This is a genomic window from Micromonospora sp. S4605, assembly GCF_003176715.1.
In the GTDB taxonomy this organism is placed as follows: Bacteria; Actinomycetota; Actinomycetes; order Mycobacteriales; family Micromonosporaceae; genus Micromonospora; species Micromonospora echinaurantiaca.
The window spans coordinates 1-14,049 of record NZ_QGSW01000240.1 but is presented as its reverse complement, the minus strand read 5'-3'; the positions used below and the strand labels follow the sequence as shown (position 1 = coordinate 14,049).

17 protein-coding genes and 2 pseudogenes are annotated in these 14,049 nt (G+C 71.8%); 9 read left to right on the top strand and 10 right to left on the bottom strand.

What is annotated here, in order from left to right; translation table 11 throughout:
• Nucleotides 1–32 precede the first annotated feature (32 nt).
• Entirely contained in the window at nt 33–905 is an 873-nt protein-coding gene (locus DLJ47_RS20970) for a 1,4-dihydroxy-6-naphthoate synthase (protein WP_109901923.1), read from the top strand.
• Here DLJ47_RS20970 and DLJ47_RS20965 read toward each other — a convergent pair.
• Both DLJ47_RS20965 and DLJ47_RS20960 read right to left on the bottom strand, forming a co-directional pair.
• A complete protein-coding gene (locus tag DLJ47_RS20965) occupies nt 866–1,252 on the bottom strand; it encodes a cold-shock protein (RefSeq protein WP_088997128.1) in 387 nt (128 codons plus the stop codon). The genes DLJ47_RS20970 and DLJ47_RS20965 overlap by 40 nt on opposite strands.
• Before the next feature lie 28 nt (nt 1,253–1,280).
• Nucleotides 1,281–1,904, bottom strand: coding sequence for an HAD family hydrolase (locus tag DLJ47_RS20960; protein ID WP_109901921.1), 624 nt, complete (start codon nt 1,902–1,904; stop codon nt 1,281–1,283).
• 83 nt (nt 1,905–1,987) lie between these two features.
• Here DLJ47_RS20960 and DLJ47_RS20955 point away from each other — a divergent pair, with 83 nt between their 5' ends.
• Nucleotides 1,988–4,465 carry a helicase-associated domain-containing protein gene (locus tag DLJ47_RS20955; RefSeq protein ID WP_109901919.1) on the top strand — a complete coding sequence of 826 codons (2,478 nt, stop codon included), beginning with the start codon at nt 1,988–1,990 and terminating at the stop codon, nt 4,463–4,465.
• Between the two features lie 6 nt (nt 4,466–4,471).
• Here DLJ47_RS20955 and DLJ47_RS20950 read toward each other — a convergent pair whose 3' ends face one another.
• Nucleotides 4,472–4,708, bottom strand: a complete 237-nt coding sequence (locus DLJ47_RS20950; protein ID WP_109901917.1) for a hypothetical protein — start codon at nt 4,706–4,708, stop codon at nt 4,472–4,474.
• 130 nt (nt 4,709–4,838) lie between these two features.
• Nucleotides 4,839–5,711: a L,D-transpeptidase family protein gene (locus tag DLJ47_RS20945; protein ID WP_109901915.1), complete on the bottom strand. Its 873-nt coding sequence runs from the start codon at nt 5,709–5,711 to the stop codon at nt 4,839–4,841.
• Between the two features lie 174 nt (nt 5,712–5,885).
• Here DLJ47_RS20945 and DLJ47_RS20940 point away from each other — a divergent pair, with 174 nt between their 5' ends.
• Both DLJ47_RS20940 and DLJ47_RS20935 read left to right on the top strand, forming a co-directional pair.
• Nucleotides 5,886–7,565 (top strand): DNA repair helicase XPB, encoded by a 1,680-nt coding sequence (locus tag DLJ47_RS20940; protein ID WP_109901913.1) that lies wholly within the window; start codon nt 5,886–5,888, stop codon nt 7,563–7,565.
• A gap of 140 nt (nt 7,566–7,705) precedes the next feature.
• Nucleotides 7,706–8,137, top strand: a complete 432-nt coding sequence (locus tag DLJ47_RS20935) for a hypothetical protein (protein WP_146228158.1) — start codon at nt 7,706–7,708, stop codon at nt 8,135–8,137.
• Between the two features lie 46 nt (nt 8,138–8,183).
• On the opposite strand, the gene DLJ47_RS20930 is transcribed toward DLJ47_RS20935, so the two are convergent.
• Nucleotides 8,184–9,029: an IS5 family transposase gene (locus DLJ47_RS20930; RefSeq protein WP_109901909.1), complete on the bottom strand. Its 846-nt coding sequence runs from the start codon at nt 9,027–9,029 to the stop codon at nt 8,184–8,186.
• A 204-nt stretch (nt 9,030–9,233) separates the two neighbouring features.
• Between DLJ47_RS20930 and DLJ47_RS20925 the strand changes: the two are divergent.
• Nucleotides 9,234–9,519: pseudogene (locus DLJ47_RS20925) on the top strand (hypothetical protein); the annotation flags it as partial.
• Nucleotides 9,520–9,529: 10 nt separating this feature from the next.
• On the opposite strand, the gene DLJ47_RS20920 reads toward DLJ47_RS20925, so the two are convergent.
• Both DLJ47_RS20920 and DLJ47_RS20915 read right to left on the bottom strand, forming a co-directional pair.
• A complete protein-coding gene (locus tag DLJ47_RS20920; protein ID WP_109901927.1) occupies nt 9,530–9,874 on the bottom strand; it encodes a type II toxin-antitoxin system HicB family antitoxin in 345 nt (114 codons plus the stop codon).
• Nucleotides 9,874–10,119, bottom strand: coding sequence for a toxin HicA (locus DLJ47_RS20915; RefSeq protein WP_233257927.1), 246 nt, complete (start codon nt 10,117–10,119; stop codon nt 9,874–9,876). Before DLJ47_RS20915 ends, DLJ47_RS20920 begins: the two co-directional genes overlap by 1 nt.
• A gap of 98 nt (nt 10,120–10,217) precedes the next feature.
• Here DLJ47_RS20915 and DLJ47_RS20910 point away from each other — a divergent pair.
• A pseudogene (locus DLJ47_RS20910) lies at nt 10,218–10,391 on the top strand (DNA repair helicase XPB); the annotation flags it as partial.
• Nucleotides 10,392–10,475: 84 nt separating this feature from the next.
• Here DLJ47_RS20910 and DLJ47_RS20905 read toward each other — a convergent pair.
• Nucleotides 10,476–10,703 (bottom strand): winged helix-turn-helix domain-containing protein, encoded by a 228-nt coding sequence (locus DLJ47_RS20905; protein WP_199235939.1) that lies wholly within the window; start codon nt 10,701–10,703, stop codon nt 10,476–10,478.
• Nucleotides 10,704–11,085: 382 nt separating this feature from the next.
• Here DLJ47_RS20905 and DLJ47_RS20900 point away from each other — a divergent pair, with 382 nt between their 5' ends.
• Both DLJ47_RS20900 and DLJ47_RS20895 read left to right on the top strand, forming a co-directional pair.
• On the top strand, nt 11,086–11,352 hold the full coding sequence (locus DLJ47_RS20900; RefSeq protein WP_342447640.1) for a DivIVA domain-containing protein: 267 nt from the start codon (nt 11,086–11,088) through the stop codon (nt 11,350–11,352).
• Nucleotides 11,349–11,594, top strand: a complete 246-nt coding sequence (locus tag DLJ47_RS20895; protein WP_109901903.1) for a hypothetical protein — start codon at nt 11,349–11,351, stop codon at nt 11,592–11,594. Before DLJ47_RS20900 ends, DLJ47_RS20895 begins: the two co-directional genes overlap by 4 nt.
• 91 nt (nt 11,595–11,685) lie before the next feature.
• Here the strand turns inward: DLJ47_RS20895 and DLJ47_RS20890 are convergent, their stop codons facing one another.
• A complete protein-coding gene (locus tag DLJ47_RS20890; RefSeq protein ID WP_109901901.1) occupies nt 11,686–12,645 on the bottom strand; it encodes a zinc metalloprotease in 960 nt (319 codons plus the stop codon).
• A gap of 375 nt (nt 12,646–13,020) precedes the next feature.
• Here DLJ47_RS20890 and DLJ47_RS20885 point away from each other — a divergent pair, with 375 nt between their 5' ends.
• Nucleotides 13,021–13,242: a hypothetical protein gene (locus tag DLJ47_RS20885; protein WP_109901899.1), complete on the top strand. Its 222-nt coding sequence runs from the start codon at nt 13,021–13,023 to the stop codon at nt 13,240–13,242.
• A 13-nt stretch (nt 13,243–13,255) separates the two neighbouring features.
• Here the strand turns inward: DLJ47_RS20885 and DLJ47_RS20880 are convergent, their stop codons facing one another.
• Complete coding sequence (locus DLJ47_RS20880) at nt 13,256–14,011, bottom strand: TIGR03089 family protein (protein ID WP_109901897.1); 756 nt, start codon at nt 14,009–14,011, stop codon at nt 13,256–13,258.
• Nucleotides 14,012–14,049 lie beyond the last annotated feature (38 nt).

Genomic DNA, 14,049 nt, shown 5'->3' with positions numbered 1-14,049 from the left:
GACAGGGGCCGGGGCGGGGCTACGGTGGAGGTGTGGCGCTCTCGCTGGCGATCTCGCCCTGCCCCAACGACACGTTCGTCTTCCACGCCCTGGTGCACGGTCAGGTGCCCGGCGCCCCGCCGGTCGAGGTGACCTACGCCGACGTGGACGTCACCAACACCGCCGCCGAGCGCGGGGCGTTCGACCTGGTCAAGGTGAGTTACGCGGCGCTGCCGTGGCTGCTCGACGACTACCACCTGCTGCCATGCGGCGGCGCGCTCGGGCGCGGGTGCGGGCCGCTGGTGCTCACCCGGGGCGACGGCGACGGCAACGGGGCCGGCAACGGGGCCGGCGGCCCGGACCGGGCCGACCTGACCGGCGCCACGGTGGCGGTGCCGGGCGACCGGACCACCGCGTACCTGCTCTTCCGGCTCTGGTCGGCCGGCCGCCCGCCGGCGCGGATCGAGGTGGTGCCGTTCCACCAGATCATGCCGGGCGTGGCCGCCGGCCGGTACGACGCCGGCCTGGTCATCCACGAGGCCCGGTTCACCTACCCGCGGCACGGCCTGACCGCCCTGGTCGACCTCGGCGAGTGGTGGGAGGCCGACACCGGCCTGCCGATCCCGCTCGGCGCGATCCTGGCCCGTCGCGGCGCCGTCGACCCGGAGGCCGCCGCCGGGTGGATCCGCGACTCGGTACGCCGAGCCTGGGCCGACCCGGCGGCCAGCCGGGACTACGTGCTCGCGCACGCGCAGGAGATGGAGCCCGACGTGGTGGACCGGCACATCGGCCTCTACGTCAACGAGTTCACCGCCGACCTGGGGGACGCCGGGTTCGCCGCCGTCGAGGCGCTGCTCGGCCGGGCTGCCGACGCCGGGCTGGTGCCTCAGACCTCCAGCTCGCGCGCCACCGCGTGGACCAGCTGAGCGATCTTCTGCGCGGTCTTGCGGTCCGGGAACCGGCCCCGGCGCAGGTCCGGCTGGACCTTCGCCTCCAGCACCTTGATCATGTCTTCGACCAGGCCGTGCAGCTCCTCGGCCGGGCGGCGGCGCAGCTCGGCCACCGACGGCGGGGCCTCCAGCAGCTTGACGCCCATCGCCTGGGCACCCCGGCGGCTGTCCACCACGCTGAAGTCGACCCGCTGACCACCCTTGAGGTCGGTGACACCCGCGGGTAGCGCGCCCTTGGGCAGGAACACGTCGCCACCCTCGTCACTGGTGACGAACCCGTATCCCTTGGCCGCGTCGTACCACTTCACTCGACCCGTAGGCACCTGAGATCCCCTGCTTCGCTTGAACCGTCTACTGCTCCAAGGCTAGCCGGATCATGCCGTCGAGCGCCGCCGGGAATCCGGTGAGATCATCCAGCACCACTTCCGCCCCGGCCGCGCGCAGCTCGTCAACCGAGCACGGGCCGGTGGCGACCCCGATTCCGGGCACGTCGGCCGCCTTGGCGGCCACCATGTCGGCCACGTGGTCGCCGACGTAGTGGGTGGCGCCGTGAGCCCGCAGGGCGGCCGCCTTCTGCTCGGCGAACAGGTCGCCGGCCACCTCGTCGACGGTGATCCCCAGGTGGTCCAGGTGCAGCCGGGCCAGCCGGCCCAGCTTGGAGGTGACCACCAGCACCCGACCGCCGTGGGCGCGTACCGCCTCGATGGCGGCGAGGGCTCCGGGCAGCGGGACGGTCGGGGTGATCGCGTACGCCGGGTAGAGCTCGCGGAACGTGTGGACGGCCGCGTCCACCTGCTCCGGCGGGAACCAGTGGGCGATCTCGGTGCGCAGCGGCGGGCCGAGCCGGGACACCGCCACCTCGGCGTCCACCGGCACGCCGGTGCGGGCGGTCAGCGCCCGGTAGGCGGCGGCGATGCCGGGGCGCGAGTCGACCAGGGTCATGTCGAGGTCGAAACCGACCGTAGGTGCGGGCATGCCGAGAAGGTACCCGGTCAACCCGGTCGAGCCGGACGTCCGAGGGGCGCGACCGCCCCCCGCCGGGCTAGCGTGGAACGACGATGACCACCTCACTCGCCGACCACCTCCGGTCGCTGCCCGACGAGTCGCTCGCCGCCCTGCTCCAGCTGCGGCCGGACCTCGTCGTACCCGTCCCGGCCGACGTCTCCGCGCTCGCCATCCGGGCCCAGTCGCGGGTCTCGGTGGCCCGCGCCCTGGACGGGCTGGACCAGTTCACCCTGCAGATCCTGGACGCCGCCCGGCTGACCCGGGACCCGGCCGACGGCACCACCTCCACCGAGGCGGTGCTCGCCATGGCCACCGCCGGGCCGCACCCGCCCGCCCCGACGGCCGTCCGGGCCGCGGTCAACCGGCTGCGCGCGCTCTTCCTGCTGTACGGCCCGGAGAGCGGTCTGCAGGTCGTCGGCGGCATCGACGAGATCTCGCCGTACCCGGCGGGGCTCGGCCGACCGGCGGCGGAGCTGGACCCGCGGACGGCAGCGCTCTGCGCGGACCCGGCGAAGCTGCGGCGCACGCTGCTGGCCGCGCCGCCCTCGGCCCGGGCGATCCTGGACCGGCTGGCCGCCGGCCCGCCGGTGGGCAGCGTGCCGCCCGGCGCGCTCCAGGCCCCGCCGGTCGGCGCGGAGGACGCGCTGCCACCGGACCCGACCAACGGTGGGGCACCCACCGGCTCGCCGGTGCGCTGGCTGGTCGACCACCGGCTGCTGGTGCGGATCTCCGGCGGCGCGGGCGGCACCGGCACCGTCGAGCTGCCCCGGGAGATCGGCCTACTGCTGCGCCGGGACACCGGCCCGCTCGGCCCGCTGCGCACCAGCCCACCACCGGTGACCGCCGCGCCGCGCGAGCCGAAGGCCGCCGACTCCGCCGGCGCCGGCCAGACCATGGAGGTGGTACGCCTCACCGAGGCGCTGCTGGAGAACCTCGCCGCCGAGCCGGTGCCGGTGCTCCGCTCCGGCGGGCTGGGCGTACGCGAGCTGCGCCGGCTGGCCCGGGTCGGCGGGGTGGACGAGCCGACGGCGGCGCTGCTGCTGGAGGTGGCGTACGCGGCCGGGCTGTTCGGCGAGATGGACCTGCCCGGCGCGACCACCGCCCGGTACGGCGCCGACCAGCAGGTGCTGCCGACGGCCGGCTACGAGGTGTGGCGGGCCAGTTCGCTGGCCCAGCGCTGGGAGCAGCTGGCTCGGGCCTGGCTGACCATGACCCGGCAGGTGGGCCTGGTCGGGCAGCGCGACGACCGGGACCGGCCGATCACCGTGCTCTCCGCCGAGGCGGAACGGGCCGGTGCGCCGCTGGCCCGGCGGTCGGTGCTCGGGGTGCTGGCCGACCTGGAGCCGGCCACCGCGCCGACCCCGGAGGAGGTGCAGGAGCTGCTGGACTGGCGGGCGCCGCGGCGCAGCCGGGGCCGGGAGACCGCGCACCGGGAGGTGCTGGCCGAGGCGGCCACGCTGGGCGTCACCGGTCTCGGGGCGCTCACCTCGTACGGGCGGCTGCTGCTGGCCGACGTGACGGCGGGCGACGAGCGGGGCGGGGATGACCCGCTGGGGCTGCGGGTGGAGGCCGAGGAGGGTGAGCCGTCGACGGCGGTACGGGCGCTGGACGCCCTGCTGCCCGCCCCGGTCGACCACTTCCTGGTGCAGGCCGACCTGTCGGTGGTGGTGCCCGGCCCGCCCGACCCGGCGCTCGCCGCCGAACTGGAGGTGGTGGCCGAGCAGGAGTCGGCCGGCGGGGCCAGCGTGTACCGGGTCACCACGGCGAGCGTGCGCCGTGCCCTGGACGCCGGCTTCTCGGCCGACGACCTGCACGGGCTGTTCCGGCGGCGGTCCCGCACGCCCGTACCGCAGGGGTTGACGTACCTGATCGACGACGTGGCCCGCAAGCACGGCGGCCTGCGGGTGGGTTCGGCCGGCGGGTACGTGCGCAGCGACGACGAGGCGCTGCTCACCGAGGTGCTGTCCGACCGGCGGTTGGAGTCGCTGGCGTTGCGCCGGTTGGCGCCGACGGTGCTGGTCACGCCGTACCAGGTGAACCGGATGCTGCTCGCGCTCCGCGACGCCGGCTACGCGCCGGTGCCGGAGGACGCCAGCGGGGCGGCCGTGCTGGCTCGGCCGAAGACCCGGCGGGCGCCGGCCCGGGTGTCGGTGGCCGCCCGGACGCTGGACCCGCTGGCCACGCCGAAGCTGTCCATGCCGCGCCTGCTCGGCGTGGTGGAGCAGATCCGGCGCGGCGACGCGGCGGCCCGGGCGGCCCGGCGCGCGCCGGCCATGGTGCGGGGCGTCGCTGACCGGACCGGTCCGGTGGCGGTGCCGAGCCACAGCGACGCCCTGGCGGTGCTGCAACAGGCGGTGCGGGACAAGGCGCTGGTCTGGGTGGGGTACGTCGACGCGCACGGGGCGACGGCGTCCCGGCTGGTCCGGCCGGTGTCGATCGGGGCCGGCTACCTGCGGGCCGAGGACGAGCGGACGGAGATGCTGCACACCTTCGCGCTGCACCGGATCACGGCGGCGGTGCTGGAGGAGTAGCCGGGGTCAGCGCCGGCTGCGCCGCACGGTACCGACCACGGAGATGATCAGCAGCAGTGCGAAGCCGGCGCCGGCCGACTCGCCGACCGAGTCGACGAAGCCCTGCTGGAGCACGAGCCAGCCGAAGAGGAACCACCCGACGAGCACCACCGCGGCGAGCGTGTACGCGACGACGGTGGCCGTGGAGACCTCGTCGGCGGGCGCGTCGTCGTGCTGGGGGATCGCTTCACGGTCGACGGTCATCCTCCGCCCCTCCCCGTCCGGTCCGGCCCCTGCCGTCCCAGCGTGTCACTCGGGTGACCGGAGTGACAGGGGATAAAACCCCGATCGGACGTGATGTGCGACCCCGACGCGGCTCAGGGGCGGCGCGACCTCAGGTGCCGGGCCGGCGACCGACCAGCACCACCTTGCTGCCGACCTTGCCGAGTTCCCAGTACCGGACCGCGTCGGCGTGCAGCAGGTTGACGCAGCCGTGCGAGCCGATCGACTTGTTGTGCAGGTAGGTGGTGGTCTCGTGGAAGCCCATCCCCTGGGTGAAGTGCTGCCAGTACGGCAGCCAGACCTCGTACGGGTTGGACCACTCCTTGATGTTGCGGTAGTTGATGGTGAAGGTGCCGGCCGGCGTGCGGTAGCCGGGCATCCCGGTGCGGGTCACCGTGGGCTTGACGATCACCTTGCCGTTGCGCATCACCCAGGTGGTCTGCCGGGTCAGGTCGATGCAGAAGGTGGTGCCCGAGCCGGCCTTGCAGCGGCTGGTGTCGGTGGTGGCGAGCCGCTTCGCCACGTCGTACGTCGTCGGGCCGGCGCGTCCCTCGGCCGGGCGGATGTCGTACCGCTTCTGGAACTTCTTGATGGCGGCGCAGTCGGCGGCGGACTGCCGGCCGTCCGCGGTCAGCGTGCCGAACCCGCCGAGTTGCGCGAGGTACGTCTCCACCGCGCGCTGGTGCTCGCCCTGCGGGCAACCGGTGTACGACGGCGAGCGGGTGGGCTTGGGCTTCGGCGGGGTGCTCTTGGTGGGTTCCGGCGCCGCGCTGCGGGTCGGCTTCGGCGGCGCCGTGGTGGGCTGGACCGGCTGGTCCGGCCCGGGCGCATCGCTCGCCCCCGTTACCTGTTCCGCCGCACCGGCCGGCACGGGATCCCCGCCCCCGCCCCTGCCCGCCTGCGGATCGAACGTACACGCACCGGCGCCGACCACCGTGACCACTGCCAGGGCGATCAACCGGGTGGTGATCCGGACATGCTTCATGTGCCCTCCCTGGACAGCCGTCCCCTTGGTAGACGTTTGTGAGTACCGCGACGGTTGCGTGCGGTGAGCATTTTTCTTGGCTCACCCCGGTGCGTGCAACACTGGATGGTCGGCCTGCGGCGGGTAACCGCCGTTCGTGGCGGCCGACGAGCAGCCCGAGGAGAGGACGCTGGCGTGAGCGGTGGACCACTGATCGTGCAGTCGGACAAGACCCTGCTGCTGGAGATCGACCACCCGGACGCGCAGGCCTGCCGGATGGCCATCGCGCCCTTCGCCGAGCTGGAGCGCTCCCCCGAGCACGTGCACACCTACCGGCTCACCCCGCTCGGGCTGTGGAACGCCCGGGCCGCCGGCCACGACGCGGAGAGCGTGGTGGACGCGCTGATCAAGTTCTCCCGCTACCCGGTGCCGCACGCGCTGCTGGTCGACGTGGCCGAGACGATGGACCGGTACGGCCGGCTCCAGCTCGCCAACGACCCGGCGCACGGCCTGGTGCTGCGGGCGCTGGACCGGCTGGTGCTGGTCGAGGTGGCCAAGAGCAAGAAGCTCGCCGGCATGCTCGGCAACAAGATCGACGACGACACCATCGCTGTGCACCCGTCCGAGCGGGGCCGGCTCAAGCAGGCGCTGCTCAAGCTCGGCTGGCCGGCGGAGGACCTGGCCGGCTACGTCGACGGCGAGGCCCACCCGATCGAGCTGGCCGAGGCCGGCAAGGACGGTCGCAAGCCGTGGACGCTGCGGTCGTACCAGCGGGAGGCCGTCGAGGCGTTCTGGGCCGGCGGGTCGGGCGTGGTGGTGCTGCCCTGCGGGGCCGGCAAGACGCTGGTCGGCGCGGCGGCGATGGCCGAGGCGAAGGCGACCACGCTGATCCTGGTCACCAACACGGTGGCCGGCCGGCAGTGGAAGCGGGAGTTGATCGCCCGCACCTCGCTGACCGAGGAGGAGATCGGCGAGTACTCGGGCGAGCGCAAGGAGATCCGCCCGGTCACCATCGCCACGTACCAGGTGCTCACCTCGCGGCGCGGCGGCGCGTTCACCCACCTGGACCTGTTCGGCGCCCGCGACTGGGGCCTGGTCATCTACGACGAGGTACACCTGCTGCCCGCGCCGATCTTCCGGTTCACCGCGGACCTCCAGGCCCGCCGCCGGCTCGGCCTCACCGCGACGCTGGTCCGCGAGGACGGCCGCGAAGGCGACGTGTTCAGCCTGATCGGCCCGAAGCGGTACGACGCGCCGTGGAAGGACATCGAGTCGCAGGGCTGGATCGCCCCGGCCGAGTGCATCGAGGTACGCGTGACGCTCACCGACGCCGAGCGGATGGCGTACGCGACGGCGGAGGCCGAGGAGCGTTACCGGATGGCGGCGACCGCCCGCACCAAGCTGCCAGTGGTTCGCGCGTTGGTGCAGCGGCACCCGGAGGAGCAGGTCCTCGTCATCGGCGCGTACATCGACCAGCTGCACCAGCTCGGCGAGTACCTGGACGCGCCGATCGTGCAGGGCTCCACCACCAACAAGGAGCGGGAGCGGCTCTTCGACGCGTTCCGCTCGGGTGAGCTACGGACGCTGGTGATCTCGAAGGTCGGGAACTTCTCCATCGATTTGCCGGAGGCGGCGGTGGCGATCCAGGTGTCAGGGACGTTCGGGTCGCGGCAGGAGGAGGCGCAGCGGTTGGGGCGGGTGCTGCGGCCGAAGGCCGACGGCCGGCAGGCGCACTTCTACACGGTGGTGTCGCGGGACACGATCGACACGGAGTACGCGGCCCACCGGCAGCGCTTCCTGGCCGAGCAGGGGTACGCCTACACCATCGTCGACGCCGACGACGTCCTCGGCCCCAAGCTGCCGAGCGTGGACTGAGCCCGACCGCTCCGGCGCGACCACCGGTTGGGTGGTCGCGCCGGCCGGACTTCGAAGCCAGCACCGCCGCGCCCAGGAACCCTTCCGTCACGGTGACGATCATGAAATAGTCACTGTCTTAAAGGGACGGAGGAGAGATCATGCGAACTCGCGCAAGGGTAGGCATCGTCGCGGCGTTGGCCACCGTGCTGGTCGGGGCGACGTCCACCGCCGCCTACGCCGACTACAACACCGGTGGTTGCCGGACTGCGAACGGCGACGCCGGCGGCCTGGACTGCTGGGTCATGTTCTGGGACGACGGTGTGGCGCTGGGCGGCGGCGATTTCCACGCCTACGGCGAGAGGTTGTCCGCATACGACTCGTGGGCGGACGGGCGGGGCGTCTACGTGGGGGCCACCTGGTGGGAGGGCAGCACCAGGCACGATAACGGCTTCAAGCTGACCAGCGGTGCGAACACCAGTCGCAGCCTGGACCTGGGGAACATCCCCGAGGGAACGAGCGTGACCTTCACGTCGTGCCAGACCGACGACGGAGCCCTGCTCAACTGCCGCACCCAGACGGCGAGGGCCTAATACTCGAACGTCACAACGGCTAAGAAAGTGTTGGGTAACCGGGTAGCTACTTCTGGTTGAGTTCGTCGTCGAGGCGTCGGGCTGCCTCGGCCTCGATCGGGCCTTGCGGCTCGACGTCCTCACCGGCCAGGCGCGCGGCCATCAACCGGATCATCGCCACCTTGATCATCGCTTCGGCGTGCGCGGGCTTGCGCTCGTAGTCGCGGGCCAACCGTCTGCACCGTCCCAACCAGGAGAAAGTTCGTTCCACCACCCACCTACGGGGTAGCACCTGGAAGCCTTTCACGTCGGCGTTGCGGGCCACGATCTGCAACTCGATGCCGGCGTGGGTGCGGGCCCAGTCCAGCAGGCTCGCGTCGACGCGGTTGACGTAGCCGGCGTCCGCCCAGACCAGGCCCAGCAGCGGGAACGTGTCCGTGACGCCTGCCAGCACCAGCTTGGCCCCGGCACGCTCCTGCACAGACGCGGCGTGCACTACGGCCTTGAGCAGCAGCCCTGCCGTGTCGACGAGCAGATGCCGCTTACGGCCCCGAGTGCGTTTGGCGGCGTCGTAACCGATCGCCTCCCCGCCTTGGTGACTGTGCGCGGTCTGCGAGTCCAGCACCGCCGCCGACGGCTGCGGGTCACGGCCCTCGGCCACCCGCACCGCGTCTCGCAACTGGTCGTGGACTCGATCCCACGTGCCATCAGCGCTCCAGCAGCGAAACCACCGGTAGGCCACATCCCACGGCGCCAGGTCATGCGGGACATGCCGCCAGGCACAACCGGTACGCAGCACATACAGAATCGTGTCGATCACCAGCCGACGCGGATAACCCAGCGGCCGCCCACCCCGGCGTGGATCCCGCCGCGGCAGCAGCGGCTTGATCACTGCCCACTGCGGATCGCTCAGTGAGGACTCGTACCCCGGCTTACAGACACAACGACACGGACGTGATCTTTACCGACACAGCCATCAAAGATCACACCGAGGTATCACAACACTTTCTAAGGCGGCGGGCGGCGGGTGACGCCGGCCTGTCGGAGCAGGCTGATGACGCGGCCGCGCTCTCACCTCGCCGATGCGGAAACGATTCCTGCGGGCTCGTGCCGTTGAGACGAGGTGCACCTGCTGCCCGCGCCGACCTTCCGGTTCACCGCGGACCTCCAGGCCCGCCGCCGGCTCGACCTCACCGCGACTCTGGTACGCGACGACGGCCGGGACGGCGAGGAGCGCTACCGGATGGCGGCGACCGCCCGGCACCAAGCTGCCCGTGGTCTCCACCACCAACAAGGAGCAGTACGCGGCGCACCGGCAGCGGTTCCTGGCCGAGCAGGGGTACGCGTACACGAGCGTCGACGCCGACGACGTCCTCGGCCCGAAACTCCCGACCGTCGACTGAACCGCGCTGGTCAGGCGGCCTTGAGCTTCCGCAGGATGTACTGGTTGAGGCTCATGCCATCCTCGGCGGCCTGGATAGCTAGCTCGCGGTGCAGGCTCTCACCGATGCGCAGGTTGAACTTGCCCGAGTAGCTGCGCTCAGCGAACGGCTGCGGCACCTGCTCGCCCTGCTCCTCCATGTCGGCGATCACCTCACGCAGCATGTCCTGCAGCCCTTGCAGGGCCTCGATCTGCGACAACGCCAGCCAGGAGAGGGACGGAAACTCGGCGCAGGTGGCGAGGAACTCGTCGTCCTGGGCCGACCAGGTGACGCGATAGGTGTAGTGGGACACGTCAGGGTGGGGATCGGTCTTCATCACATGGCCTCCTTCTTGTCGATCGCCTTGAGCACCTGCCGGACCTGGTACACCTTCGCCTTGCCCTTGTCGTTCTGGATGTTGACGCGTGGGTCGCCCGCCCAGGGCATCTTGAACACCGCATGGGACGTGCCGGCTTGCCGCGGCTTCCCGAAGTAGTGCTCGCACACCCGATAGAGATCGTTGTAGGCGATGTTCTGCTGGTTCTTCCGCATCGCTGCAACGAGCTTGTCTATGGACGGCACGTATGAATGGTACTGCTGGTGGTACCACCATCGCAAACGCTTCCCGACTCGGCCTCGCGGTGATCCTGCTGCGAGGCCGATGAGCCCGATCGGCCCGAAAGCGGCACGACGAGCCGTGGAAGGACATCGAGTCGCAGGGCTGGATCGCCCCGGCCGAGTGCATCGAGGTACGCGTGACGCTCACCGACGCGGAGCGGATGGCGTACGCGACGGCGGAGGCCGAGGAGCGTTACCGGATGGCGGCGACCGCCCGCACCAAGCTGCCAGTGCTGGCCGTTGCGTCCTGACGGCTCCTGCTGGTCACCGCGCCGTCTAGCGTCTTCGCACACCCTGTGAGGCGCTCCGGCGAAGGCTGGTTAGCGCGGGATGGATTCCGCCACGAACACTCCCCGACCCGGGCGGCCGATCAGCACGCCCTGCCCTCGCAGCTTCGCCACCGCACGGTGGATGGTCGACACCGACACGTCGTAGTGATCGGACAGCTCCTGAGTGGACGGAATCTGCGACCCGGGCTGGAACTCGCCCACCTCGATCCGCCTCAGCAGATCATTGATCAACTCGTCCATGGTCGGCGGAATCGGCACGTGAAGGCCCCTTGCAGTCGGTTGGCCCTCCCAGTATCGAGCACCAGGTGAAAGAGCGGCAATAACTGAGGTAGGTGAGGAAGCAGCGCGCTGGCCAGATTCGACAGGTAAGAGAGCGTTGACAGAGGTGAGAGGTGTCGGTAGCGTCGCTCTCGGTGATGCGGTGCCGCTGCGGTCGGTTGGCGCCTCTCGTACCGGTCTCGCATCGCCGCCGAGACCTCACCCGCCGCGCTCCCCCGGCGCGGCCCTGCCGCCGCACCATCACACCCGTCGGTGGCAGGGCGGGGCGGTCTCCGCCGCCCGCAACCGGCGGAGGCCGCCCCTCCACCGTCGATGCTGTTCCGACGAAGGGCAGTCACCCGTGCGCAACCTGATCCGTCGGCTGACGCGCCGACGTGAGGAGAGCCGACCACCGGCACAAGCCAACCGAAGCCAGCAGCTCCGGCCCTGGCAGATCCGCGACCGGTGCTTCAACGTCCGCCGGCGCGGCCTGGACCCGGTCGAGATCCGCGCCTTCCTGCATCAGGTGGCCGACGAACTCACCGTCGCGCAGACCGCCCTGGCCGCGGTGCAGGAGGAGAACGTACGCATCAAGAACGCGCTGCGCTCCTGGCAGAGCGCCCAGTCGGCGCACCACCGCTACCGATGAGCGACCGCTGGGTGATCCACCTGCCGGTCACCGCGCCCGACCTGCACCGCGCCCGGATCTACGCCCGCTCCGCCGCGCGGTTGCTGGCCGGGCTCACCGCGAGGGTTGAGCCGGGCGGCGTCACCGTCTCGGCCGAGGACCAGCAGGGCGTACGCCACTGGGTCTTCTGCGACCGGCCACTGCCCGGCGGCGCGCGATGCACCCTGCCGGTCGACCACACCGCGCCCTGCTCCCGCCGGTGAGGAGTCGGCGTCGACATGGAGCGGATCAAGCCAGGCACGAGGAAGGGGTTGGCGGGCCGCTCGGTGCGGCCCGCCAACCCCCCAACGAGACTTACTTGCCGCCGCCGGCTCGGAAGGCGACCCAGGCGTCGCTCATCCGGTCGGCCTGACCCGGCGTGAACATGTTCATGCAGGAGTCCTGCGTGTAGTCCATGAAGTTGTGGATCGGGTCCAGCCCGGGAGCGGTGCAGCTGTCCGCGCCCACCGGGCAGTTGAACTGCGGCGCGGCCTCGCGCGGAGTGTCCGCGACGAAGTCGCCGGAGGCGGAGCAACCGTGCGCGAAGGTGTGCTCCAGCATCAGCCAGTGCCCGACCTCGTGGGTCAGCGTGTCACCGAGGGCGTACTTGCCGGCCGTGCCGCCCGGCATCGACTCGTCGAGGATCACCACGCCGTCGATGAAGTCGCGGCCGTTGTTGTAGCCCTTCGGGAAGTACGCCCAGCCGAGCAGGCCGCCGCCAATGTTGGCCGCGTACACGTTCAGGGTGCGGGCGTCGCCGGTGTAGAGCGCCTTCTTCATGTCCCGCTCGTTCTTGCCCGGCACCACGGTGTACCAGTCGCTGTTGACCGTCCAGGTGGTGTCGACCAGGTCGAAGCGGAACGGCGTGTCGGAGGCGTCCGCCGCGGTGCTGCCCGAGAACGAGTCGTTGAGCACCTCCATCTGGTCGGCGATCAGGGTGTTCCACCGGGCCGTCTCGGCCGCGGTGAGCGGGTGGTCGGAGATCATGTGAAAGACCGTCGGCACGGTGACGCTGCCGTTGGCCAGCCGCGGCGAATCCTTGATCACGCCGTAGGCGTTCGCCTCGTTCTTCGAGTACAGCTCCGGCTCCTGGGCGGTCGCGCCCTCGGCGACCCGGGCCGCGCTGTGCGCGTCGGCGCCCGGCTCGCACTCCGCGACACCCGGGGAGACGGTCACCGGCGCTGCGGATACCGCGCCGTAGGCGCCGCCGGACGCCAGCAACGTCGCGGTGGTGGCGGTGAGGACCGCCAGTCGGAAGATCGGTCTCCTGTGCATCGGTGCACCTTTCAGGGGATGGAGACGGTGCGACATCGACATCGACGCGGGGTATGCCCCGACCACGCCGATGACGTCGTCGTCCCGGTATAAGACCACGTCAAGAGCGTCGACAACAGACCTCGGGACAGGGTCCGACAGCGGTGTAACGACACGGGGCCGGGCAGCGCTATTGGACCTTCCGCGACCGTTCACCACCCGGCGGTGAGCGCGGTGCGCCGCCGGTGGATCACGGGTCGACCGCCCCCGCCGAGCGGGTGACCGGACCGGTCAGGAATCGAGAAGCATCGGCCGCCGAGCCGCACCTAGCGTCGTGGGCAGCCCACCCGCCAGGTCGTCGAAGCCTGGCGTAGCAAGCCGTCCGAGGAGGTCGCAGTGAACGCGAACAAGTGGATCCGGCAGCTCCACCGCTGGCTGGCCATCACCTTCACGGTGACCGTCATCGTCACCTTCATCGCCCTCGCCCAGGAGGACCCGACCGTCTGGGTGTCCTACGTGCCGCTGCTGCCGCTCGCCCTGCTGCTCTTCACCGGCCTGTACCTGTTCGCCCTGCCGTACGCCGCCAAGTGGCGCCGGGGTCGGGCCCGCGAGAGCTGAGCCGGCCTGAGCCTCAGAGCACCCGGGTGACCTGCTCGGCGGCGATCCGGGCGTCCCGCCGGGCCGGGTCGAGGTTGGCGCAGACCACCACCGACGCGCCCACACTCAGCGGGGCGAGCAGCCACTTCACCGGCTGCTCGTGCTCGGCCGCGTCGACCAGCAGCCGGTCGCCGGCACCCAGGTCGAGCTGGTCGGCCAGGGACAGGGCGAGCCGCCCCCACTCGTCGTAGCTGGTGCCGTCCGGGCTGGCCGGGTCCGTCGCGCGGATGGCGGCGTGGTCGGGCGGGGCATCGGTGTGCCGCAGCACCTCGGCGGACCAGTCCAGCCAGCCCACCGGCACCTCGGCCAGCCGGCCCGGCCCGGTGCCGACCAGGTAGCGGTGGGTGCCGTCCGGCACGTCCTCCAGCCAGTCGTCGAGCCGCTCCGGGGTCACGAACACCGCGTCGTACGGCCGGTCGCCGCCGGGCTCGAGCACCGGCAGCCCGGCGGTGGCCCGCGGCCGGAACGACACCGCCAGCCCGGCCGCCCACGCCCCGAGCAACACCGCGGCGGTACGCCAGTGCGGCGGCAGCAGCACCGCCACCCGGTCGCCGGGGCGCAGCCCGCAGCCGTCCCGCAGCAGGCCCGCGCTGCGCGCCGCCCACTCGCCGAGCTGCGCCGCGGTCAGGTCGACCCGCTCGCCGGTCGCCTCGTCGCACCAGCTGAGCAGCGGAAGGTCGGTCGTACGCAGCACGTCGGGCGCGACGATCACGGGCGTGCTGGCAGCCATCGGGCGCTCCTCCCTGCCGGTGCCCCCACCCTAACCAC

Bases quoted from the DNA above. Each gene is read 5' to 3' on its own strand.
- DLJ47_RS20960 (WP_109901921.1), bottom strand. From the start codon at position 1,904: ATGCCCGCACCTACGGTCGGTTTCGACCTCGACATGACCCTGGTCGAC.
- DLJ47_RS20955 (WP_109901919.1), top strand. From the start codon at position 1,988: ATGACCACCTCACTCGCCGACCACCTCCGGTCGCTGCCCGACGAGTCG.
- DLJ47_RS20950 (WP_109901917.1), bottom strand. From the start codon at position 4,708: ATGACCGTCGACCGTGAAGCGATCCCCCAGCACGACGACGCGCCCGCC.
- DLJ47_RS20945 (WP_109901915.1), bottom strand. From the start codon at position 5,711: ATGAAGCATGTCCGGATCACCACCCGGTTGATCGCCCTGGCAGTGGTC.
- DLJ47_RS20935 (WP_146228158.1), top strand. From the start codon at position 7,706: ATGCGAACTCGCGCAAGGGTAGGCATCGTCGCGGCGTTGGCCACCGTG.
- DLJ47_RS20920 (WP_109901927.1), bottom strand. From the start codon at position 9,874: ATGAAGACCGATCCCCACCCTGACGTGTCCCACTACACCTATCGCGTC.
- DLJ47_RS20895 (WP_109901903.1), top strand. From the start codon at position 11,349: ATGAGCGACCGCTGGGTGATCCACCTGCCGGTCACCGCGCCCGACCTG.
- DLJ47_RS20890 (WP_109901901.1), bottom strand. From the start codon at position 12,645: ATGCACAGGAGACCGATCTTCCGACTGGCGGTCCTCACCGCCACCACC.
- DLJ47_RS20880 (WP_109901897.1), bottom strand. From the start codon at position 14,011: ATGGCTGCCAGCACGCCCGTGATCGTCGCGCCCGACGTGCTGCGTACG.